The 23,094-nt window shown below is 62.1% G+C and carries 21 protein-coding genes and 3 pseudogenes; 8 read left to right on the forward strand and 16 right to left on the reverse strand.

Annotated elements, in window-relative coordinates:
• Window positions 1-9: 9 nt before the first annotated feature.
• The 15 genes and pseudogenes from trbB to ABIE65_RS18550 form a co-directional block, all read right to left on the reverse strand.
• Complete coding sequence (gene trbB / locus ABIE65_RS18480) at window positions 10-942, reverse strand: P-type conjugative transfer ATPase TrbB (RefSeq protein WP_354079768.1); 933 nt, start codon at window positions 940-942, stop codon at window positions 10-12.
• Between the two features lie 29 nt (window positions 943-971).
• Window positions 972-1,373, reverse strand: coding sequence for a ribbon-helix-helix domain-containing protein (locus ABIE65_RS18485; protein WP_142849557.1), 402 nt, complete (start codon window positions 1,371-1,373; stop codon window positions 972-974).
• Window positions 1,374-1,489: 116 nt separating this feature from the next.
• Window positions 1,490-3,526, reverse strand: a complete 2,037-nt coding sequence (locus ABIE65_RS18490) for a conjugal transfer protein TraG (RefSeq protein WP_354079770.1) — start codon at window positions 3,524-3,526, stop codon at window positions 1,490-1,492.
• Between the two features lie 794 nt (window positions 3,527-4,320).
• A pseudogene (locus tag ABIE65_RS18495) lies at window positions 4,321-4,554 on the reverse strand (transposase); the annotation flags it as partial.
• Window positions 4,555-4,912: 358 nt separating this feature from the next.
• On the reverse strand, window positions 4,913-6,058 hold the full coding sequence (locus tag ABIE65_RS18500) for a cation:proton antiporter domain-containing protein (RefSeq protein ID WP_086466674.1): 1,146 nt from the start codon (window positions 6,056-6,058) through the stop codon (window positions 4,913-4,915).
• A gap of 48 nt (window positions 6,059-6,106) precedes the next feature.
• Window positions 6,107-6,529, reverse strand: coding sequence for a thioredoxin TrxC (gene trxC / locus ABIE65_RS18505; RefSeq protein WP_041375351.1), 423 nt, complete (start codon window positions 6,527-6,529; stop codon window positions 6,107-6,109).
• Between the two features lie 52 nt (window positions 6,530-6,581).
• A complete protein-coding gene (locus tag ABIE65_RS18510; protein ID WP_135995198.1) occupies window positions 6,582-7,424 on the reverse strand; it encodes an SDH family Clp fold serine proteinase in 843 nt (280 codons plus the stop codon).
• Window positions 7,415-8,167, reverse strand: coding sequence for a rhomboid family intramembrane serine protease (locus ABIE65_RS18515; protein ID WP_332119734.1), 753 nt, complete (start codon window positions 8,165-8,167; stop codon window positions 7,415-7,417). The genes ABIE65_RS18510 and ABIE65_RS18515 overlap by 10 nt, the downstream gene beginning before the upstream one ends.
• Window positions 8,168-8,200: 33 nt before the next feature.
• Entirely contained in the window at window positions 8,201-8,779 is a 579-nt protein-coding gene (locus ABIE65_RS18520; RefSeq protein WP_354079773.1) for an NADH dehydrogenase ubiquinone Fe-S protein 4, read from the reverse strand.
• Complete coding sequence (locus ABIE65_RS18525) at window positions 8,763-9,401, reverse strand: hypothetical protein (protein ID WP_354079775.1); 639 nt, start codon at window positions 9,399-9,401, stop codon at window positions 8,763-8,765. The genes ABIE65_RS18520 and ABIE65_RS18525 overlap by 17 nt, the downstream gene beginning before the upstream one ends.
• A 208-nt stretch (window positions 9,402-9,609) precedes the next feature.
• The gene (locus ABIE65_RS18530; protein WP_276200010.1) at window positions 9,610-10,257 is read right to left on the reverse strand and encodes an HdeD family acid-resistance protein; all 648 of its coding nucleotides are present in this window, start codon (window positions 10,255-10,257) and stop codon (window positions 9,610-9,612) included.
• A 27-nt stretch (window positions 10,258-10,284) separates the two neighbouring features.
• On the reverse strand, window positions 10,285-11,352 hold the full coding sequence (locus ABIE65_RS18535; protein ID WP_354079777.1) for an RNA polymerase sigma factor: 1,068 nt from the start codon (window positions 11,350-11,352) through the stop codon (window positions 10,285-10,287).
• A 153-nt stretch (window positions 11,353-11,505) separates the two neighbouring features.
• Window positions 11,506-14,412: an ATP-dependent Clp protease ATP-binding subunit gene (locus ABIE65_RS18540; RefSeq protein ID WP_354079779.1), complete on the reverse strand. Its 2,907-nt coding sequence runs from the start codon at window positions 14,410-14,412 to the stop codon at window positions 11,506-11,508.
• 63 nt (window positions 14,413-14,475) lie between these two features.
• On the reverse strand, window positions 14,476-16,308 hold the full coding sequence (gene ftsH / locus ABIE65_RS18545) for an ATP-dependent zinc metalloprotease FtsH (protein WP_354079781.1): 1,833 nt from the start codon (window positions 16,306-16,308) through the stop codon (window positions 14,476-14,478).
• A 17-nt stretch (window positions 16,309-16,325) separates the two neighbouring features.
• Window positions 16,326-16,754, reverse strand: coding sequence for a MarR family winged helix-turn-helix transcriptional regulator (locus ABIE65_RS18550; protein ID WP_354079783.1), 429 nt, complete (start codon window positions 16,752-16,754; stop codon window positions 16,326-16,328).
• Window positions 16,755-16,956: 202 nt separating this feature from the next.
• On the opposite strand from ABIE65_RS18550, the gene ABIE65_RS18555 reads away from it, so the two are divergent.
• The 8 genes and pseudogenes from ABIE65_RS18555 to ABIE65_RS18590 all read left to right on the forward strand — a co-directional run bounded on the left by ABIE65_RS18555 (window position 16,957) and on the right by ABIE65_RS18590 (window position 22,163).
• Window positions 16,957-17,385 (forward strand): Hsp20/alpha crystallin family protein, encoded by a 429-nt coding sequence (locus ABIE65_RS18555; protein ID WP_354079785.1) that lies wholly within the window; start codon window positions 16,957-16,959, stop codon window positions 17,383-17,385.
• Window positions 17,386-17,399: 14 nt separating this feature from the next.
• Window positions 17,400-17,798: an Hsp20/alpha crystallin family protein gene (locus ABIE65_RS18560; RefSeq protein ID WP_024845976.1), complete on the forward strand. Its 399-nt coding sequence runs from the start codon at window positions 17,400-17,402 to the stop codon at window positions 17,796-17,798.
• A 20-nt stretch (window positions 17,799-17,818) separates the two neighbouring features.
• Complete coding sequence (locus tag ABIE65_RS18565) at window positions 17,819-18,310, forward strand: Hsp20/alpha crystallin family protein (protein ID WP_112999681.1); 492 nt, start codon at window positions 17,819-17,821, stop codon at window positions 18,308-18,310.
• A 115-nt stretch (window positions 18,311-18,425) separates the two neighbouring features.
• Window positions 18,426-18,917: a phosphate-starvation-inducible PsiE family protein gene (locus ABIE65_RS18570; protein WP_086466661.1), complete on the forward strand. Its 492-nt coding sequence runs from the start codon at window positions 18,426-18,428 to the stop codon at window positions 18,915-18,917.
• Entirely contained in the window at window positions 18,914-20,032 is a 1,119-nt protein-coding gene (locus ABIE65_RS18575) for a S1C family serine protease (protein ID WP_354079788.1), read from the forward strand. The genes ABIE65_RS18570 and ABIE65_RS18575 overlap by 4 nt, the downstream gene beginning before the upstream one ends.
• A 9-nt stretch (window positions 20,033-20,041) precedes the next feature.
• Window positions 20,042-20,986 carry a zinc metalloprotease HtpX gene (locus ABIE65_RS18580; RefSeq protein WP_086466659.1) on the forward strand — a complete coding sequence of 315 codons (945 nt, stop codon included), beginning with the start codon at window positions 20,042-20,044 and terminating at the stop codon, window positions 20,984-20,986.
• Between the two features lie 183 nt (window positions 20,987-21,169).
• Window positions 21,170-21,472: pseudogene (locus ABIE65_RS18585) on the forward strand (IS481 family transposase); the annotation flags it as partial.
• Window positions 21,473-21,605: 133 nt separating this feature from the next.
• On the forward strand, window positions 21,606-22,163 hold the full coding sequence (locus ABIE65_RS18590) for a hypothetical protein (protein WP_140056107.1): 558 nt from the start codon (window positions 21,606-21,608) through the stop codon (window positions 22,161-22,163).
• 396 nt (window positions 22,164-22,559) lie between these two features.
• Here ABIE65_RS18590 and ABIE65_RS18595 read toward each other — a convergent pair.
• A pseudogene (locus ABIE65_RS18595) lies at window positions 22,560-22,988 on the reverse strand (DUF3363 domain-containing protein); the annotation flags it as partial.
• Window positions 22,989-23,094 lie beyond the last annotated feature (106 nt).

The following is a 23,094-nucleotide window of genomic DNA, read 5'->3' on the forward strand; positions in this document are numbered from 1 at the left end:
GATGTCCTTTCACGAGAGCGATTGCAGTTGGGGCATGGAAAGCGTGGTCACCGCGTAATCGCCGTTGGCGTCGAGGCCGGTGACTTCGGCGATGGTCTCGATGTGTCGGGATGAGCCGCGCCCGGCGATGAACACCACGAGATCGATCGCCTCGGCGATCAGGCGGCGCGGGATGACGGTGACGCTCTCCTGCACCAATTGCTCGATGCGGTAGAGAGCGGCATGGGCGGAATTGGCATGCACGGTGGCGATGCCACCCGGATGGCCGGTGTTCCAGGCCTTGAGCATGTCGAGCGCCTCGGCGCCCCGCACCTCGCCGACGATGATCCGGTCGGGGCGCAGGCGCAGGGTCGAGCGAACGAGATCGGCCAGAGATACGACACCCCGCCGCGTGCGCAGCGCCACGCAATCGGCCGCCGCGCATTGCAGCTCGCGCGTATCCTCGATGAGGATGACCCGTTCGTCGCAATTGGCGATCTCGGCCAGCAGTGCATTGGCGAGTGTGGTCTTGCCCGAGGAGGTGCCGCCGGCGACCAGGATGTTTATCCGCTCCCGCACCGCCTGCCTGAGGGCTTCGGCCTGGATCGGGACCATGATCTGGGCACGGACGTAGTCGGCTAGGGTGAAGATCTTCGCGGCGGGCTTGCGGATGGCGAAGCACGGCGCCAATGCGACCGGGGGCAGCACGCCCTCGAAGCGCTCTCCCGATGGCAGCTCGGCGCTGACAATTGGATTGTCCGCATGCACCTCGGCGCGGACATGGGAAGCGACCAGGCGGATGATCCGCTCGGTTTCGGAGGGGTGAACACGCAGGCCGGCATCGCTGCGTCCCTCGCCGAGACGGTCGATCCAGAGCCTGCCGTCGGGGTTGACCATCACCTCGATCACGGCGGTATCGGAGAGGGCCTCGGCAATTGCCGGGCCCATCGCCGTCTTCAGCATGGCGCGGCGGCGTTCTTCGGCAGTTGTGCTCATGGGTTTTCCTCCCCGTCCCTGGGGCCGAGCGAGCGCTTGCCGCCGGCGATCTGACGGCCCACCTGCTCGACGAATTTCTGGTAACGCTCCTGCGCGACCGCCTGCGTCGCCTTGTCCGGGATCGGCGTGTGCGCGTTGAAGGTGAGATAGAGCCGCACGAAAAAGGCGAGGCTCTCGGTCAGGACATCGATGTCGCGCCGGATGAGGTTGTTCTCGCGCGTCAGCCGATCGAGGCGGATCCTCAACGCCTCATCGAGCGCATGGGCACCGCGGTGACGGATGTAATGGCGGATCGCGTCAGTGATGATGGCTGACTTGGAGGCACCGGGCTTGGCCGCCAGCGCTTCGAGCTCGGCGCTCGTTTCCTCGTCAATGTAGATGTTGTGGCGTGGCTTCATGCAGTGTTGCCCTGACAGTCTTGAAGAAGTCAGGACAAGGATCGCCGGATGGGCCGGAATCTCTTACGGCCTTTATGTACGACGGAATGCGATCACATGCGGATGCTTGCGCGGGATCAGAATCCTTCGAGGATATCTTTCTCCGGCCCCATTGCTTCGTTGACGCCATAGACGCGCGCCGGCTTCGACAGCCGATCCAGGGCGCGTTGGTCGGCGACGACATCCGACTCGTCTACATCGAGTCCCGGAATATCCGGCTGCCCCGGTTCGGCGGGCTTCGCAATCTCTTCTTCCGCCAAGCCCGGGTGGCGCTGCTGCTGAAGCCCACCTTCCTCACAAAGGGAACCGCGCCTCGTACCGTCCTCGCCGGAAGGCATCAGGCGGTCGTCGGTATCGCGCACCTGGCCGCTCCAGTCGTCGGGGCGCGGTGCCGGTTTGTCCTCGTAGCCGCCTTCGGAAAGCTGTGGGGCCGGCAGAACACGCTGCGTGAAGTTGCGATCTTCGTAATAGCGGAGCTTCTTCGCCCGGATCGGCGGCAGGCCCGAAACCAGCACCAGTTCATCCGCGGACGGCAATTGCATCACCTCGCCGGGCGTCAGCAGCGGCCGCGCGGTCTCCTGCCGGCTGACCATAACGTGGCTCAGCCACGGCGCTAGGCGGTGGCCGGCATAGTTGCGCTGCGCCCTGAGTTCCGTCGCCGTGCCAAGAGCGTCGGAGATGCGTTTCGCCGTCCGCTCGTCGTTGGAGGAAAAGGCGATGCGCACATGGCAATTGTCGAGGATGGCGTTGTTCTCGCCATACGCCTTGGATATCTGATTGAGCGACTGCGCAATGAGGTAGGCACGGATGCCATACCCGGCCATGAAGGCCAGCGCCGTTTCGAAGAAATCAAGCCGCCCCAGCGCCGGAAACTCGTCGAGCATTATTATGAGCTGATGCCTGCGGGTCTTCTTCGGGTCTCCTTCCAGCCGCTCGGTCAACCGCCGCCCGATCTGGTTCAACACCAGTCGCACCAACGGCTTGGTGCGCGAGATGTCGGATGGCGGGATGACGAGATAGAGCGAGACCGGATGTTCGGCATCCATGAGATCGGCGATGCGCCAGTCGCAGGCCGAGGTCGTCGCCGCGACGGTCGGGTCGCGATAGAGTCCGAGGAAGGACATGGCGGTGGAGAGCACACCCGAGCGCTCGTTCTCCGACTTGTTCAGCACCTCACGCGCGGCCGAAGCCACGACCGGATGGACCCTCGGGTTCTCCGGCGTGCCGAGATGGTTGGTCGCCATCATCCGCCGCAGCGTCGCCGCGAAGGACCGGCGCGGATCGGACAGGAAGGTGGCGACTCGCGCCAGCGTCTTCTCCTCCTCGGCATAAAGCACGTGCAGGATGGCGCCGACCAGCAAGGCGTGACTGGTCTTTTCCCAATGGTTCCGGCGCTCGAGCGCACCCTCGGGATCGACCAGGATATCGGCGATGTTCTGGACGTCGCGCACCTCGTCCGGCCCCTTGCGTACCTCCAGCAGCGGATTGTAGCGGGCCGACCGCAGGTCGGTCGGGTTGAATAGCAGGCAATGCGAAAATTTCGCGCGCCAGCCAGCGGTCAACTGCCAGTTTTCGCCCTTGATGTCGTGGATGACGGCCGAGCCGGTCCAGGTGAGAAGGGTCGGGACGACGAGGCCGACGCCCTTGCCCGAGCGCGTCGGCGCGAAGGCCATGACATGCTCCGGTCCGTCATGGCGAAGATACTGGTCGGCGAACCTACCGAGGAACACGCCTGCCGGACGGAACAGGCCGGCCTTGCGAATCTCGCGCGGCAAGGCCCAGCGCGAGGAGCCATAGGTGGTGACGAGCCTGCTCTGCCGCGCGCGCCACAGTGAGCCGATAATCGCCGCCGCACAGCCCATGAAGCCGCTGCCCGCCGCCAGCATCCCGGCCTTGTCGAATACCTCCGGCGCATAGGCCTCGTAGAAATACCACCACTCGAACAGCTTCCACGGCTGATAGACCGGCCAGCCGAACAGGACGAACCAGGGGCTGCCAAGCTGCGCCTGATAGCCCAACATGTCGGCGCACCACTGCGTCGCCGCCCATACGCCGAGGATGACGATGGCGAAGACGACGGCGATCTGGCCGATCAGGAGCTTGGTGGGGGTCATGGGCGTCGTTCCGCTGCTTGAGACAAACGGAACGATAATCGAGCGATGCGACAGAAGCGCTTATGGTCTTTATATACGATGGAATGCGATCGACGTTCTACGATCAGGACAACCACTTGGCATAATGAGTCGCCTGCCAAACGAAGTATGCCGCCGAGGCCATGTGCACAACTCCCACAATAGGATCGACGGAGGAAGACCCCGCCACTACGACCCGAAAGAGCAGCAGCGTGCAGGCCATGTGGAAATGCCGAAAGACGGTTCTAAGACATAGGCCCCTACAAGAACGACATCGGACAATTAAGTGGCTATGTTGGTACCCTCCGCGCCAACGGCAATGCCGGCATCGGCCTTTCTTCGAACCGACAGCAGGACAGCACCCTTGCTGCTCGACGGCGCCATGCGCGGTCGTGCGTTTCCGACCAAGTCGAACAGGTCCTGGGACCGACGCTCAGGCCCGGCGAAACTATCGTCATGGACCTGTCTGGACGCCCCCGTTGATGCAAGAAGAATCTTTTCGAAGAGTTCGGAGCGTAGTCGGGTGCTGACATGTGTCCGGCCTCTGTTGCGGCTATCACACGCTGCGGGCCCGTATGGGGATTTCGCGGATTGGGCCAATACAATCTGGCGCGCTCGAGGTGCGCATCCATGATCTGGTTTTCCCGATCCCGTCTTATTGACCGTGGCGCCTTACTCTCCGTTCGACCTTCTCACACTTTCGCAGCCCGCTAGAGGAGCGGACTAACCTGCTACGACCGGCGTTCGATAGGTTCCGCTTTTAGAGCAGAATTCGTTCATGCTGCATCGTATCCGGCGGCGGCGATGTAATTGGCACATTCCTGCACTGTGAAGGTTGGGATCAGGCTGCCGATCCTGTCCCACAGGCCGTCGATGGTGCGCTCGGCTGCCTTCCTGAGCATTGCCTTGAGCTTCGAGAAGTCCGGGCTGTAGGGCGGAAGAAACAGCAACGGCGCTCCCGCTGTTTCGATCATCTGGCGAGTCCGCGGACCCTTATGGCTGGACAGATTGATGGGGTGGACGCCCCCTCAACCTGTCCAGCCATAAGCGCACCGCCGTGCGCCGGGCCATCGAACGGGCCGGCCTCCAAATGCACCTTTTCCAGGACTACAACTCCGACTTAAATCCAGTAGAAATAGCCTTCTCCACGCTAAAAGCATTCCCATAAAGAAGCATGCGCCGCGGCTCGTCAATGAGCTTTGGGACACTATTGCTCACGGCATCGACGCCATCTTTCTCGTCTATGTCTCCACTACCTCGCTGCTGCCGATTATGACTGGTGAGTGATCGAAAAATGCTTAGGTAAGAACGTTGCATCAAGATTCAACCGGTTCGCTCATTCAGCCGGGTCTAGTTGTTTTGGTCCCGCTAAACCTTTAGCCCCGCCCATCTGACCATGACACTCCCGGCCAGCATGCTCATGCCAATCGCGAGGAGTAGAGGACCAGCGAATTCCTCTGCAACAATGCTTGAGGTCGAGGAAACCGACAGCAGCATCAGGCTGAATTCTCCTCCGTGGGCCAGGATGATCCCAGTGCGCCATGAGCTCTGAAGCGACTCGCCGAACAGTCGGGCGACGACCAAAACGATCAGCGTCTTGCCCGCGAATATGATCGCGAGCCAGATCAGCACCACAGGCCATACAGATGGAATGATCCAAAGTGGCAATTGCGTTCCGATGCCGACAAAGAAAATCCCGACAAACAAATCGCGGAAGGGCCGAATCTCGTTCTCGACAGCATGGCGCGCGTCACCCTCGCCGATAATCATGCCGGCCGCGAATGCAGCGAGTGCCGGAGAAAGACCGGCGGAGGCCGCGACAATCGCAGACCCGAGCGCAATGGTGAGCGCGAGGAGCTGGGCAAGTTCCGGATCGCCACGCGACGCTACCCAACGGGCAAGCACCTGCAACGGGCCACGGGCAATGAACAGAGCAGCAACCAATGCCATTGCACTGGCGACGACCGTTATCACGCCATGTCCCTCGGCGGCTCCACTCATCGAATCGTGCAGAAGCAGGAATGCGACAGCTGCCAAGTCTTGAAACAGAAGCACTGCAATGGCCAGACGCCCTTGGGCCGATCCCAGAGCGTTCGCGCTTGCGAGCACCTTGAGGCACATGGCCGTGGATGACATGGCAACGGCCCCGCCGATGAGGATTGCGGGGAGGGGCGCGAGATCGAAGATCAGACTCGCTACCAACGACACCGTTATCGTCGTGACTGCAACCTGCACGGCTCCAAGACCGAAGACATGCTTCCTGAGCGTTACGATCTTCTCGAACGAGAATTCCAGGCCAAGAGCGAACAGCAGGAGTACCACTCCGATCTCGCCAATGCTGCTCAGGGCAGCGCTCTCCGCAATCAGGCCGAGGCCGGCAGGTCCGATGACTATGCCGGCAAGAATGTAACCGACGATACTGGGCACGCCGATCCGTGAACATATCGTCACGAGCACGAACGCGGCAAAGACCAACAAGGCCGCACTTTCGACAAATCCGGTCACGCCATGCATGTTCTTCTCCTGATGGCATGGCGCAGGTAAGGCCAATACCTGTAAACTCTAGACGTGCGAGCGCGCCCACTGCGCTATCTGCGCGGCAGGCATTGCTCCGCTCGTTCTCGCAATTTCCTTCCCGCTACTGAACAGGATCATGGTGGGAATGCCGCGGATCCCGTGGCGGCCGGCGATCTTCTGTTCGGCTTCCGTATCGAGCTTGCCGAGGCGGAAATTTGGTTCGAGCGACTGCGCCGCCGCCTCGAATTGGGGCGCCATCATCTTGCATGGCCCGCACCACTCGGCCCAGAAATCGACGAGCAAGGGCAGTTCGGCATTCGCATGACGGTCAAAATTAGCCGCTGTAAGCGTGACGGGCCTGCCTTGAAAGAGAGGCGCGCCGCAGCGTCCGCAATTGGGATTGTCGGTCAGGCGCTCTTGCGGCACCCTGTTGGTGGAATTGCACTGCGGGCAAGCGACCGTGGGCATCCTGTATCCTTTCGTTGACGAGCCGGTCTTGGCGGCCGGCTGATGCAAGCATTCAGCGCGTGGACATGGCGCGGCGCGCTTCTCGCTGCCGCGGCTCGGGCAGGTATTCCACGCCACCGCCCTGGCGCCGAACCGGCTGCGGATAGAGCGTCATCAGCTCCAGTATTTCCTTGGGCATGTCCGTTCCAACGGGCAGGCCCATGTCGCGGGCCTCATCGGCAGAGATGGGATAGTCGTGGGTCCAGGTGCCCGTCGCCAGCTTCGCCGCCACGGACGCCGCGCGGTTCTCGTCCATCTTGTCGGACAGCAGACGTTTCGCGAATGCCTCGATCTGCGCAATGGCCTTGCGACCGACATCGGCCATGATCAGGGTCTGGTCGTCGATCTCGGCGATGGGTTTCTCCTCGACGACCTTGATGAGCGAGGCAGCGGGCAACTGGCCAAGTTGCGGATCGACGGGTCCCAGCACGGAGTGTTCACACATCACGATCTCGTCGGCAGCGAGTGCGATCAGCGTGCCACCGGACATCGCGTAATGTGGCACGAACACTGTGACCTTGCCCTTGTGTCCCTGAATGGCGCGGGCAATCTGTGTTGCCGCCAGCACAAGGCCGCCCGGTGTGTGCAGCACGATGTCGAGCGGCACTTCGTCGTCGGTCATCTGGATCGCACGCAGGACTTCCTCGGAATCGTTGACGTCGATGTAGCGCATCAGGGGAAAACCCAGCAGGTTCATAGTCTCCTGCCGATGAATCAGCAGAATGACGCGACTGCCGCGCTTCTTCTCGATGTTGGCTATCTTACGTGTGCGCATCGCCTCAAGATAGCGGCGCTGGAGAACCGGCTGCAGCGCCGAAATGATGAAGAACAGCCAGAAAAGCTGCATTATGTCCATGGACCTTGTCCCCCTTCCCGTCGGCCATCCGGCAGAAAGCCATAGATGCCCTCGTCGCGATAATAATGGCGATAGGTGGCTGCCCGCCTTCGCAGGAGTGGCGTGACAATCCAACCGGCGAGAAACCCGCCGATATGCGCCCACCAGGCGATCCCGCCCGTGGCCTGATCGCCGCCGAGCGACAGAAAGCCGGGAATGACCTGCATGAAGAACCAGATCATTGCGAAAATGAACGCGCGCACTTCGAAGAACAGCGGAATGAACAGAATCGGCACGATCACCACCAGCCGAGCCGCCGGAAACATGCGTGCGTAGCAACCGATCACGCCCGCGATCGCCCCCGATGCGCCAAGCGCGGGAACGACCGAGTCGGGGTTCGCCAGGGCATGAGCCAGTCCGGCCGCCACACCACAGAACAGATAGAACAGCGTGAATCGACCCGGTCCGAGCCGATCTTCGACGGCGGGGCCGAAGATCCAGAGCGTCCACATGTTCAGGATGAGGTGCAGCCAGCCCCCGTGCAGGAAGATATTGGTCAGGAATGGGGTCCAGTCGGACGGGGCGACGAGGCTTAGCTGTCCGAAGAAGCGCGAGGGCACCAGCGCGAACTCGAACAGGAACCGGTCCAGCACGCGCGGAGGCAGGCTGGTCTGATAGAGGAACGCGAGGACGCTCATGCCGATGACCGCCCATACGATGACGGGCGGGTAGCGGCGCGCGACGCTGTCAAGATAGGGAAACAAGCGGCAAATCCTCGCTCGCGCTAGACATTCCGTTCATTGTTCTTTCCCGGCTATCGTCACGCCCGTCCAGGCCGGGGGATCGGAGGCCGGGAAGGATTCGAGCGAGGCTTCGAGCACCGGATCGAATTCGGCCTGTTCTTGCGACGACAGGTCCACCGTGCCTTTCTCCTCGACCGCGCGCCGGACGCGGTGATCCGTGCGACCGTGATCCACGCTGGACGGTATACGATAGGCTTCCGGCGCATCGGCTCCCTTGTAGAGGCGATGCCGCTCCTCTCCCCGCCAGCAGTCAGGCGCGTGCCGGTGAGCCTTGTCATCACGCACGATGTAGCGCCAGTCCTGCCGCTCCGCGAATTCCACGGCGCTTTCGCGGTCGGGGAATTTCAGCCGGATCGGACGATAGGGATCGTCGCTGGAAGTATATCCCATCAGCGGCTCGATTTGGGGCGGACGTGACGGCTCGAATTCCAGTATCCAGTAGTCGGGTCGCGGCGCCGACGTCATCGCGGAACGGGCCGGACGGTAGATGATCGCGGTCGGCACCTCCGGCGACCGCATGTCGGTCCCGGGAATCTTCGGCGGAAAGGGTGGGCGGTTATGGCCGCGCATCATGATCTTCCTCCTTCTTAATCGTAGCGACCTCCGCTTCAAAATTGAGATCGTCAAGTCGCTCCATTCGTCTAGAATTGCGACGAATTGTTTCCGCCGTGTTTTTAGAAGTCGGCGCCGTGCTCTGGACGACATCAGATCGCATTGCCGAGGTCAGATCGGCGACGGACTGCATCACCTTCTCGCCGTCAGCTTCGACAAGCGCGCCATCCGTGAGGCCGGCCAACAAGGTGTCGAGAACGGCCTCGAAGCAGGTCAGAACTTCTTCGCTGGCAACCACTGCAAGCTTGTGGTTCAGAACCCTCAAATCGTCGATCAGTCTCTCATCATGTTCTGATTTCTCGACAATTTCCGCCACCTTTTCTATGCACGACATGTAAATGTCGCATTGTTGCTGAAGGACGATCACTCTTCCTTCTTTTCGAAGTTCGAGTTCTGTCTGACGGTTGAGGAGAGCCGCGGTCAGCGCGATCGTGACGACGGCGCCCAGAAAGACCAGTGTCATCTCTTGGGCGAACGGCAGAGGCTCTTCCACCAAATACATGGCGCGGAACATGAAATAGACGCCGATCCCCAACGAGGCGGCGACAACCATATAGGCAAGGTCGCGCAGTCCGAAATTCATTGGCGATCGTCCTCTTCGCAATCTGACTCCAGCCAAGCATCAGGCTTCTCGCAGCTTTGTTTTTGGTCTGCCTGTCGAAGAAAGACCGGTGTCGGTCCGCTGCCGAAGGGATTGAAGCCGGCCCTCAGGCAGCGCTCGAAGATCGTCTCGTCCCAATGGGTGAGATCGTCGTCATCGCCGACGGGCCGCCCGGCTTTCCCCAAGCGCGTCATTTGCCAGCGGACAGGTTGACGCCGGGAGTTTTGTCGTGCCCTGCCTGATTCGCGCGCCGCAGCCGCAGGCCCAGCAGGATCATCATTGCTCCGAAAAGGGCGGCGTAGAAGCCGAGCAGCCAGCCGAGGGCCAGGAAGCTTTCGAGCGGACGCGTCAGCAGCATCCAGGTCACGATTACACCCAGCGCGACCGAGATGAGGCCGCTGAGGATGAGCCAGACCTCTCCCTTGATTTCCTTGCGCAGGCGGATCGCCGCCGCGATTTCTAGGACGCCGGAAAACACCGACCAGAACGCGATGCTGGCCCAGAGGAATGTCGCGAGGACCAGCGTTGCGACGAAGGGCGAGACGACCACGACCACGCCCGTGGCGATCCCCAGGAGACCGCTGAACATCAGCCAGCCCCAGCGTTCGCCCTTGCGAATGTTGCGTATCGCGGCGACCAGACCGAACAATCCGTCGGCGAAAGAGAAGGCGCCGAACACCAGCGTCAGGGCCAGAAGCGACTCGGCCGGCATGATGAAGGCGAGCACTGCGATAACCAGCGAGAGCACACCGCGCAGCACGAAGGCCCACCAGTTCCGGGACAGGGTGCACAGCACGGTCTGCATCGTGCTCGAAGATGTTTCAGAGGTTGTCGTCATCGGTCTATCTCCTTGTCAGGTATCGAGTCAGGTGCGGGAGCCGGCCCCTTCACCGGCCAGCGCGGCGGCCAGGCGGCGGCGGTCGTCGATCGGCTGGGGCAGGCGCGTTGCGTGGGCGATTTCCCGTTCGACACGCGCGACCTCCGTCGCCTCGGAGATCAGCCCGGTTTCGACAAGCTTCGCGCGCAGTGTCTCGCCCGCCTTCTCTGCGATTTCTTTGACCTCTGCCTCGGAAAGGCCCAGAAGGTCCGCCGTCTCCGCAACCGTGGCGTCGTCTAGGTGGAGCCGATAGAGAACGCGGCGTTCGACCGGCGGAAGATCGGCGATTGCCCGGTGCAGCGCCATGGCAATCTCATGCCGATTCGCTTCGGTCTTAGGATCCGTGCCGCCGTCGTCGGCGATAAGCTCCTCGAGCAGCAGCACGTCGTCGGGCTGGTAGAACTCAAACATCTCCTCGTCCGACTCGGTGGGATGCTCGGCCGGAGTCTCGGGTTTCGCGTTGATCGAGGCGGCATCCTCCGGCACCGCGCGGCGCGCGGCATGCGCCTCGGCCTCGATGGTCTCGAAAGCCAGTTTCAGCAGCCAGTCGCCTATGGAAAACTCGGTGGGCCGCTGCTCGAACCTTTCCAGTCCCTTGAGGATCGTTGCATCGACAAGATCGCGAACGCTGAGGTAACCCTCCGGCACAGATCCGCTGCATTCGAGATAGGTCAACTCGCGCCTGACGGTGTCGTAGACCGTATCGAGATGATCCTCGATCAGGCCGAAGAAAAGCTGGCGCCGCTCCGCCTCCGCCGCATTCCGCGCGGGCGGCAGCGGGGCGCCAATCCGGCGCCGGCGGGCGGGACGCTTGAACTCCGGCTCGTGCTTGAGGCGCGCCACATGCCGATCGACCCGGTGGCGCAGGTCGGCAAAGGCCTTGCGCAGGACAGGCTCGGTCTCGAACCCCTCTTCCTGCGCCGCGATCACGCCCGAGGGCAGTTGCAGGCGCAGGCTGACCTGGATGCGCGTCTTGCCCCTCGTCTGCGAGACGACGACCTCGAGCCGGACGAGATCCTCGCGAAAGCGCGCGAGATGCGGCTCAAGTTGCCGCACCTCCTCCGCGATGACCTCCGGCGCGCGCTGCTGCCCGTGTCGGTCGAGATTGCGAAACGCTCTTATGACTTTCATGCCGTGAAACCTTCTTGTCGCTTTTCGACGAGATGAGCCGGCGCGACCCTCATCGCGCCGGGCCAGTCCCTCGCAAAGTCACCCGGCGGATTTGTCCTCCTTGGACTGCACCTCTTCCTTGGCCTCGGCCGGGACGTCGGGCGTCGGATCGTCCGCCTTGTCTCCGGCAAACTTGCCGGACTCGTCGATCCCGGCCTTGGCCTGACCGTCCGGGCTGACGTCACCGGTGTCCTTTGCGATCTTTTCGAACACGACCTTCTGCTCGTCCGCCGACCAGGCGACGCGGACCTTGTCACCATCCTCGATCCGCCCGGAGAGCATTTCGCGGGCCAACTCGGTCTCCAGTTCGGACCGGATCAGTCGTCGCAGTTCGCGGGCGCCGAATTCTGGACGGAAGCCGACCGCGCCGAAGTGATCCACGACGCTCACGTCGAATTCGAGTTCGACGCCCTGGGTAAGGGCGGTCCGCTTCACCCGGTTGAGCTGCAACTCGACGATCTGGCGGATCTCCGACTGATTCAGCGAATGAAAGACGATGATCTCGTCGATCCGGTTGATGAACTCTGGCCGGAAATGACCGCGCAGCACGTCCATCAGTTCGGACTTCTGCTTTGCCTCGTCGAACTCCTTGGTGCCGCGCTTCTTGAGGTTGCGCTGGATGATGTCCGAACCGAGGTTCGAGGTGGCGATGATGATGGTGTTGGTGAAGTCCACCACGCGGCCCTTGCCATCTGTCAGGCGGCCATCGTCGAACACCTGAAGTAGGATGTTGTATACATCCGGATGCGCCTTCTCGATTTCGTCGAGGAGCACGACCGAGTAGGGCCGACGCCGCACCTTCTCCGTCAGTTGCCCGCCTTCGTCGTATCCGACGTAGCCCGGAGGCGCGCCAACCAGCCGGGCAACCGAGTGGCGCTCGCCATACTCCGACATGTCGATGCGGATCATCGCATCCTGGTCGCCGAAGATCACCTCGGCGAGCGTCTTGGCCAGTTCCGTCTTGCCAACCCCGGTCGGCCCGAGGAACAGGAAGGTCGCAGTCGGACCGGAGCCTTCGCGCAGACCCGCACGCGCCAGGCGCACCGCATCGGCCACGGCGCGGATCGCTTCTTCCTGGCCGATGACGCGCTCGTGTAGCTTCTCCTCGAGCTTGAGGAGCTTGTCCTTCTCCTCGGTGGTCAGCTCGGTGACCGGAACGCCGGTGATCTTCGAGACGATCTGCGCGACATGATCGGCGCGCACCTCGGCGGTCGCCGAAGCCTGGTCGCGCTTCCAAATCTCCAGAAGCTCGTCCAGCTCCTTCTGCTTCTGTTCGAGTTCCCTCTTCAATTCCGCTGCCCGGTCGAATTGCTTGCGGGCTGCGGCATAGTCCTGCTCGCGCTTGATCTGCGCGACCTCGGCCTCTAGCTCCTGGACGTCCACGGGGCGCGCTGTGGCGCTGATCTTCACACGTGCGGCGGCCTGATCGATCAGGTCGATCGCCTTGTCAGGCATGAAGCGGCCAGTGATGTAGCGGTCCGAAAGCTCGGCCGCCGCGACGATGGCCTCGTCGGTGATCGTCACCTTGTGGTGCGCCTCCAGCGTGTCGCGCAGGCCGCGCAGGATCATGATGACCTGAGCGACCGTGGGTTCCTCGACATAGACCGGCTGGAAGCGGCGTTCGAGCGCTGCGTCCTTCTCGATGTATTTCTGGTATTCGTTGAGCGTCGTCGCGCCGATCAGGTTCAGCTCGCCCCGCGCCAGCGCCGGCTTGAAGGTGTTGGCGATGTCTAGACCGCCTTCGCCACCGCCCTGACCGGCGCCGACGATGGTATGGATCTCGTCGATGAACAGGATCAGACTGTCCTTCTCCTCGGTGATCTCCTTGAGGATCTTCTGCACCCGCTCCTCGAACTCGCCGCGATACTTCGACCCGGCCACCATCGAGTTGATGTTGAGTTCGACCAGCCGCTTGTCGCGCAGCGCCTCGGGCACTTCGCCCGCGACGATCCGTTGTGCGAGTCCCTCGACGATGGCGGTCTTGCCTACGCCCGGCTCGCCGATCAGCACCGGGTTGTTCTTCTTGCGCCGGGCCAGCACTTCAATCGTCGTCTCGATCTCGCGGGCGCGGCCGATGACGGGATCGAGCTTGCCCTCGCGGGCGAGCTTCGTCAGGTCACGGCTGAACTGGTCGAGATCGGGCGTGCTGGACGGCGCCTCCACCCGGCCTTCCTCGGCGCCCTTGCCAACGACCTTGGTCACCTGCTGGCGCAGCGCTTGCGGCGTGAGGCCGTACTTGCGCAGGACCGACGCGGCCAGGCCTTCACCTTCCTCGGCAAGGCCGATCAGCAGGTGCTCGGGACCGACATAGGAATGGCCGAGTTCGTTCGAGGCGATGAAGGCCCGGTTCAGCGCGTCCTTCAGGCGAGGACTGACGCCGATTTCGCCCTCCGTCCTGGCCTCTCCACGCTTCGCTTCTTTCTCGACCTGGCGCTGCAGGTCGTCCACATCGACCTTGAACTGTTCCAGGATTGTTTTGACGACGTCGGACGAGGTCAGTGCCAGAAGCAGATGTTCGGTATCGACCTCGCTGCGCCCGAATTCGCCTGCCTTCTGTGCGGCATCCTGCAACAGCTTGTTGCCCTGTTCGCTCAGCCGGTCAGCGATGGTGCGTCCACCGCCGCGCCGCGATCCACGCCGCGGGGCACCCTCACCGAAAGTGGCGTCGACGACATCGTCATCGCCGTCACCCATGGAGCCGAGCGTGCCGCCCCGCAGCGGGCTGTCACCAAAGAGGCCGCCGAACCCGCTGTCGCCGAAAAATTCGTCAAAAAGGGAATGTCGTCCGAACAGGGACTCCAGCGGCGATGCGCTGCGGCCCGACCGGCGCACCATTTCGCGGTAGTGCTGATCGCACAGCTCCATGTTCTGAACTCTGCCGTTCACCGAAGCGCGCACGCGCGCCGTCGCCGGGCGACCGCAAATATCGCAAGTTCCGTTTGCCATTTTTCCTCTCCGTTTCTTTATCCAGTCAGGGTTGTCCGCCGATCATCTGCGTCAGTGACGGTGTCACGCAGCGACGGCTTCCGTTCTTTTCACCTTGGACCCAATTGCCACCAGATCGGGCTCGTCCAGTGTCTCGCGTTGCAGGAGATCCTGCGCCGATTGCTCGAGCAGCGCCCGGTTGGCTTCGAGAAGCGAGAGGGTGCGCTTGAACACGCCATCCACGATGTCGCGCACCTTCGCGTCCATCCGCTCGGCAGTGGCGTCGCTGTAGCGGCGGTTCAGCCACGACGACTGGTCGCCGGTGCCGAGAAAGCCGGGCCGATCGGTGTCGTAGCTGACATGCCCGAGGTCTTCGTCCATCCCGTACCGCGCGACCATGGCGCGGGCGATATCGGTGGCCTTGACCAGATCGTCGGCCGCCCCGGTCGAGAGGTGGTCGTAGACGATCTTCTCGGCCGCGCGCCCGCCGAGGAGGACGGCGATCTTGTTCTCCAGCTCCTCGCGCGTCATCAGGAAGCGGTCCTCGGTCGGGCGCTGGATGGTGTAGCCGAGCGCGCCGATGCCGCGCGGGATGATCGAGACCTTGTGCACCGGATCCGTGCCGGGCAGAGCCATCGCCACCAGCGCGTGCCCCATCTCGTGATGCGCCACGATCTCGCGTTCGCGCGGGTTCAGAACGCGGTTCTTCTTTTCCAGCCCCGCGATGATACGCTCCACGGCATTGTTGAAGTCGTCCATCGTCACCGCATCAGCCTTGCGGCGCGTGGCCAGGAGCGCTGCCTCATTGACGAGGTTGGCGAGGTCAGCGCCCGAGAACCCGGGGGTCAGGGCCGCGACCTTCTCGGCATCGACGTCCGGGGCGAGCGTCACCGTCTTCATGTGCACGCCGAGAATCTGGATGCGCCCCTTCTTATCGGGCTTGTCCACCAGCACCTGCCGGTCGAAGCGGCCCGCGCGCAGCAGCGCGGGATCGAGGATCTCGGGCCGGTTGGTGGCGGCCAGGAGCACGATGCCCACAGAAGGGTCGAAGCCATCGAGCTCGGTCAGAAGCTGGTTCAGCGTCTGCTCACGCTCATCATGGCCACCGGCGATCTGTCCGGAGGAGCGCGCCCGCCCAAGAGCGTCGAGTTCGTCGATGAAGATGATCGCCGGCGCGGATTTCCGAGCCTGCTCGAACAGGTCGCGCACCCGCGCGGCACCGACGCCCACGAACATCTCGACGAACTCTGATCCCGAGATCGAAAAGAAGGTCACGCCGGCCTCGCCTGCCACTGCGCGCGCCAGAAGCGTCTTGCCGGTGCCCGGCGGCCCGACGAGCAATATGCCTTTGGGGATATGTGCGCCCAGCTTTCCGTATTCGGCGGGGTTCCTGAGGAACTCCACGACCTCCTCGAGCTCGGCCTTGGCCTCGTCCACACCGGCCACGTCGGCGAAGCTGACGCCGGTTTCTTTTTCCATGTAAACCTTGGCCTTGCTGCGGCCGACCTGCATGAACCCGCCGAAGCCCTGCTTGTCGGCGAACTTGCGGAACAGCAGCATCCAGATTCCGAAGAAGACAAGCGCTGGCGCCACCCAGGAAATCAGCGTGCCGAGAAAAGTGTTTTGCGGAACGCCAGTGATCTCGATACCTGACCGGTCTATCCGTTCCAGGATTGCGGGATTCACTACGGTCGTCACGAACTGCTTCTTGCCGTCGACCGGTTCGGCGAAGGTGCCTGTGATAGTGTCTGACCCGACCGCGACAGAGGAAATTTTCCCGTCAGCGAGATACTTCTCGAACTGGCTGTAGCTGATCGGCGCGACGGATTGCCAGCCGGCGATCAGGTTCTGGATGAAAAGCACGGCTATGAAAGCCACCACCCAGTACCAGATGTTGTATTCGGTCTTCCTTTCCATGCCCCTTGTCCCTTTCACTAGCGCCCGATCCGCGCCCTGATCCGCTCGAGCAGCGCCAGCAGGACGCGCCTTTCGTCCGCCGACAGATCCTGCAGGATTTCATCTTCGAGCGCCGATTGCCGCGGCGCGAGTTCCTTCAGCATCGCCCGGGCCTTCGACGTTGCCGTGACGATCTGCGCCCGCCTGTCGTCGGGCGAGGGCGACCGCTCGACCCAGCCGCCCCTGACCATGCGATCGACGAGCTGGCCGGCTGTGGCCGGGCCGACCTCCAGCCGGTCGGCCAGATCGCCGATGGTCAGCCCAGGCTCATCCTCGACATGCGCCGCCGCCATCCAGGACAGGCGGGTCAGCCCGCTGTCGCCGATCTCGTTGTCGATCCGCTGCTGGATGAGCTGCGCGACCCGGTGGATCGTCGTCCCGATCAGGGCAAGATCAGAAGTGATCAAGGGTATCTTTCCTCCGTCTGCATGAGAAATCAGGATAGACTGCGGTCCACCCAAAGTGCAATGCAAGCATCATATATGCTTGCATAATAATTGGAACCGCCTATCTTGATGGACGGTCTCCGAACCGACATCCGGCCGGCCCGGTTGCCCGGCCGGACCATGCTGCCGGTTTGGGGTGTCGATCAGCAACAGGAGGCCAGCAATGCCCTATCCGACATATCTGCGCCGCAGCGATCCCTTTGCGCTGATGCGCTCCATGATGCGCGATCTCGACCGCGGTTTCTGGCCGTCGCCGTCTCGCGCGGCATTCCCGGCAGTGAATGTCTGGCAGGGTGCGGAAGCCGTCGCCGTTACTACCGAACTCCCTGGCATTGAGCCGGGCGATATCGAGATCGCGGTCAAGGACAACGTCCTGACGCTGTCGGGCGAACGCAAGGCGCCCGAGGTTCCCGAAGGTGCGCGCTGGCACCGCAACGAACGCGGTTATGGCAAGTTTTCCCGCGCTATCCGCCTGCCATTCGCGGCCTCGGATGACAAGGTCGAGGCGAGGATGACGAACGGCGTATTGCGGATCGTCATCTCCCGGCCCGAGGCAGAAAAGCCAAAGAAAATCGAGATCAAGGCAGCCTGAGAGGAGCTGGAACGATGAGCACCGACATCACGCAAGCCACCGAAAAGACGCCGACCGACGCGCCCGAGACCGCCGGCGGCGGCCGCATCTACCGCCCGCTGACCGATATCGTCGAGACCGATCAGGGTGTCTCCATGATGCTCGAAATGCCTGGGGTCGCCGCCGATGCGGTCGAAATCACACTCGAAAACCGCGTGCTGACGATCCGCGGCAAGGTTGAGCCGATGCGGCCAGAAAACCTGGAACTTGCCTATGCCGAATATGGCGAGGGTGATTTCGAGAGGGCCTTCACGCTTTCCGAGGATTTCGACCCCGACAGGATCGAGGCCGAGATGCGCGGAGGCGTCCTCACCCTGACGCTCCCCCGAGCCCCTGAAGCGCAGCCAAAAAGGATCGCCGTCAAGGGCGCCTGAAAACCGAAGGAGACACCATCATGCAGATCAAGGACCTGATCCCCTGGGCGCGCAAGGACGGCGCGCCAGACGCCAAGAGCAGCGAAGACAACCCGATCGCGACGCTCCAGCGCGAAATGAACCATGTGTTCGAGAACTTCTGGAACCGGGTCGGTCAGTTCGAATGGCCCTGGGGCAGCGGCGAAGCCAAATCCGACATGGTTGAGACCGACAAGGCGATCGAAGTGTCGATCGAGCTGCCGGGCATGGAGATGAAGGACATCGAGGTGACGGTCAACGATGACATGTTGACTGTGAAGGGGGAGAAGAAGATCGAGCGCCAGGAGGAGAAGAAGGGATACTATCTCTCCGAGCGCAGCTACGGCGCGATCTACCGGACAATTCCGCTCCCCCCCGGTGTGGATGGCGAAAAGGCGCAAGCATCCTTCAAGAACGGGGTTCTGACGATCAAGCTGCCCCAGACTCCCGAGGCGCAGGCCAAGGTCAAGCGCATCGAGGTCAAGAACGGCTGATTTGCCACATTGGGTGTCGCCGGTTTGCGGCGTCCCCTCCGCTCCGTGCGATATCGCACCGTCTGGCGAAGCCCCGGGGAGCTTGTCTCTCCGGGGCGGCTTTCGAGGAGCAATCATGAAGGACTTGCAACGATCCGGGCTGACCCGTGAACAATGGTCGGCGATGACGCTCTACGAGAAGTTCGAGCAAGTTGTCATCTTCGTCCTCAGCGTCATCATTGCGGCGATCGTCGTGGCATCGGTCTGGGCGCTGATGCGCGAAGTCGTGAACCGCCTGGTTCTGGGGGCATTCGACACTCTCGATTACGCCACCTTTCAGGTGGTGTTCGGCATGATCTTCACCGTGGTGATCGCGCTCGAGTTCAAGCGCTCCCTTCTTGTTGCGACCGAACGCAGCTTCGGGATCCTCCAGGTCCGCACGATCGTGCTGATCGCGCTCCTCGCCATCGCGCGCAAATTCATCATCCTGGACCTCGGCGAGACGGAATCATCCAAGATTGCCGCACTCGCGGGCGCGGCGCTTGCGCTCGGGGTTGTCCATTGGCTCGTGCGCGATCAGGACCGACGCGAACAGCCCCCTACTGAAAATGCAGATGGCGGTCAATGAACCGAACCTTTTTCATTCGACTTGTTTCAGCAACCTCTGCCGCGCTCCTTATCATAATTGTGTGGCAGAGCTTTCCTATCATTCAGGGCGTTGTGCTCGGTCGGTTTGCCGAACCGCGCGCCGTGGCTCCGCGCGGCGACCTGGCGGCGTTTGAACAAAGCACCATCACGGTATTCAACGCCGCTCGAGACAGTGTCGTCTTCATCACGACGGCCGAGCGTGTAGTCGATCCCTGGACCCGGAATGCCTATGACGTTCCGCGCGGGAACGGTTCAGGATTCGTCTGGGACGAACTCGGTCATGTGGTGACGAACAATCATGTTATCGCCGGCGCGAGCCGGGCAGTTGTCAGGCTGGCTGATGGCCGTGCCTTCTCCGCGCGCCTGGTGGGGCGTGCCCCCGAGCACGATCTGGCAGTCCTGCATATCGGCGTAGGTTCTGACCGGCCACCGCCAATCCCCATCGGCACCAGCAACGAGTTGCGTGTCGGTCAGAGCGTGTTCGCCATCGGCAATCCGTTTGGCTTGGACTGGACGATGACGACCGGAATTGTCTCGGCTCTCGGCCGCGAATTGCCGGGAGAAGGCAGTCTCCCGATACGTGGCCTGATCCAGACGGACGCAGCAATTAACCCCGGAAATTCCGGTGGCCCTCTGATTGACAGCGCGGGGCGTCTGATCGGCGTCAACACGGCGATTTTCAGTCCATCCGGCGGCAGTGCGGGAATCGGCTTTGCGGTTCCCGTCGATACGGTCAACCGGGTGGTGCCACAGCTCATCGCTCGCGGCAGCTATGCACCACCACGACTCGGCATCTTATTCGATCCCAGGGTCGACGCGATGCTCGCGCAGGATGGCTCCTCCGGCGTCATGGTCCTCGGAGTCGATCCTGACGGCCCCGCTGCCCGCGCGGGACTGGTCCCCGCCCGCATTAGCGGCGATGGGTTCATTGTAGCCGGCGACCGGATAATCGGCCTTGGAGCGACTAGAGTTGATGAAGCGGCTGACCTGATCGCGGCGCTCGAAGCGCATCGCCCCGGGGATCAGGTTGAATTGCACCTCCGGCGCGGCGATCAACACAAGAGCCTCAGGATCACACTTGGCGAACCGCGATAGGAGCCGGAAATGCCTGCTGTCTCGACGAGGCATCGATTTATCAATCTCGTCCAATCCGCGCTCTTGCTTGGCCTTATGGCGATGATCGCCTGGGTGTCCATGACAGCGGTCGTCGGCGCGGAGGTCGGGCTACTGCTTGCCTTCGGAATGGTTGCGGGTCTGATTTTTGCCCCCAATCTGCCGCAAGACTTCTTGCTGTCCGCATATCAGGCGGAGCGCATAACGGGACGTGATGCGCCCGGCCTTGTCGCAGGAATAGCGGAACTTGCGCGACGTGCCGATTTGCCGCGCGCGCCGAAGCTCTATCGCGTATCGAGCCCGTTGCCGAACGCCTTCGCGATGGGCAGTCCGGAAGACAGTACAATCTGCGTCACCGATGGACTGCTTCAACTCCTCGACGGTCGCGAACTCGTCGGCGTCCTGGCTCACGAAGTTGGCCACATCGCGAACCGCGACCTGTGGATCATGGGATTGGCAGATATGATGTCACGGTTGGTTTCCATCGCGAGTTGGCTTGGACAATTCCTGCTGCTCCTCAACCTACCTCTTATTTTCGCGGGCGCGGTCTATGTTCCGTGGCATATCGTGGCGCTTCTCATCTTCGCGCCCACCTTGATGGCGCTCGTGCAGCTCGGCCTGTCGCGCACCCGCGAGTATGACGCAGATCGCGCGGCGGCAGAGCTGACTGGCGACCCGGAGGGTCTCATGAGAGCGCTGAGCAAACTCGAACGTCGTGTCGGAAGGTTCTGGGAAGAAATTTTTCTTCCCGGCCGGCGCATTCCCGAGCCGTCTCTCTTGCGAACGCATCCAAGCACAGAAAGTCGGATCGCCAGGCTGCGTGAACTCACCGCCTTGGCAACACCGCAGTATCCGACAATTGCGGGCATGTCTTATAAACCACGGCTACCCTCGTTCTTGCCGCCCAAATTCCGTCGATATGGATTTTATTGGTAGAACGCGCTTGGCATTTTACCACCAAAGTTTGCTCCTGACGAGATTGCGGTATCTTTCAAGCGCGAAACCAGCCAGAAGTTTCAATCGAATTTTGGCTCGCCTGAAAACTTCTTGCGGCAAATCTTGGTGTTTGATCCCGGGCTTTGATGGTGCATTGTTTTCCCAGGAATGGAAGGATGCACTATGGGACAGTTTCTTCACGGCAGCGCCACGACGACAGAGGCGGTTCGTCGAGCAATACAGAATAGTCAAGCGAGCCTGAAAACGCTGGCCAAGCGCTACGGGATTAACCAGAAGATGGCCGCCAAGTGGAAGAACCGTGATACGGTCAGCGACCGCCGGACGGGACCGGCAGAACCACGTTCGACGGTCCTGTCGGTGGAAGAGGAAGCGGTGATTGTCGCCTTCCGACGCCACACGATGCTGCCACTGGATGATTGCCTCAATGCGCTGCAGCCGACCATCCCGGATTTGACGCGTTCCTCGTAATGGTCTTCCGAGCAACGTTCGTTTACAAAATTTCTTCCTTTGGAAACTTTTCGGCACCGTAGGGATGAACCCCAGATACACGAGCCTCCTAATTTCATGACCGTAGCCTGCGGTATGGAAGGAAGTTTGCATGAGGAACAATCTCAAAACCCTAGCGCTCTTGTCGACAACAGTTTTGGTGTCGACGGTCTCCCCTTCGCTATCGAAAGCTCTCAACTCTCATTCACTTGATAGGGAGCGGCCGATCGTACGATCGATTGCCGATGCTGACGCGGCGCTTCACGATCGGCAGGTCTTCGCGCAAGTCGAACACGGTCCGTCTGCGAAAAAAGCGTTAATCGACTTCCTCGAGCCTCCCGTTTTCCGCCCTCGCTCGGCTAGCCCACGACCGGAAGATGATACGCGGCCACCCACAGCAAATGATCATCCGCCAGGTGGCGGTACGCAGCCGGTACCGTTGATTGCGACACTGGCGGCCGATCAAGCGATCGAACGAGGTGAAAAGGCCCAAGCTCTGAAGACCGCCGTCGAGGGATTGCGGTCGGCGATACCCCCCGACCAATTCGAAAAGCTGGCCAAAGCTGAGCATGCGGTGGGGATACTTCCTCCTCCGCGTCGTCCAAAGCAAGATCGGTCGATCCCGCATTGGGCCGATCGTGAGCTTCCCGCGTCTGTCCGGGAACACTAGCCGCTCGTCCACTGTCCCCCAACGGTGGACAAGCGACGCCGTTGACACGGCACACTTTTCGTTACCGCTCTCTATCCGCACCACCACCGCGGCGGGCCTTCTTGGAGGTTATGACCTCGCTCGGCCCGGGGACGTCGCGCTTCAGGGCGACGCAGTGCTTGCCGGGATGCTTGCGTTTGCAAGTGCACTTGCTGCGATTGCCGGGCTGATGGCTTGGCTCTAGCGCGCCAGCTTTACTCATTTCGTGATCTATCGGTTGATTCTGGCGGGGTTGCTCTGGACATTTCTGGCGAAACGCATGCTTTGCAGCGCTTAGCGGAAGGTCGCGCCGTCGTTTGATCAACACCGCGATTGTCAATTGAAGCCCCCTGCCGACGGGTCTTTCCCCACGAATGACTACGTTATGTTCGGCCCACCCCTCTGCCTCCCAATGGTCCAGGAAATGCCGTCGTCGCGCATGATGCCGGAGACCTGCTTGCCGACATGGCGTTCGAGGATGGGGCGCCATGGGACGAGGGTGAATTCGCGGCTGTTCTCGACGAGCGCATATTTGCCGCTGGCGAGTTGGACGGAACGGCGGAGCGTCCCCTCCACCGGCTCGCCGGGGCGGGCTTCAACATAGGCAAGGCCCAACTCCTCGGAGAGCTGACCGGCCACGCGAGTGAGCTCGCGCCGGCGCAGGGTCGCCAGCATGTTGGCACGATAGACGATCCGATTCTGTTCCTCGTGAGCGAGGCCCTCGGCGATCAGCCATTGCCGGCGGCGGGCCTGGGCCTCGCGCACCTCCCGGCCGAAACCGGAGTCGCGGGTGGGCTCCGGATGATCCGAGACGAGCTTGTCAAACGGCGTTCAAAGCTGACCCCGTATCGGCTTGCAATATTGACCCCCTGAAGTGCTCGCTGCCGTCCTGGGTGATGCGGAGCCGTAGGCG

Origin of the sequence: Constrictibacter sp. MBR-5, from assembly GCF_040549485.1 — a bacterium.
GTDB lineage: Bacteria > Pseudomonadota > Alphaproteobacteria > JAJUGE01 > JAJUGE01 > Constrictibacter.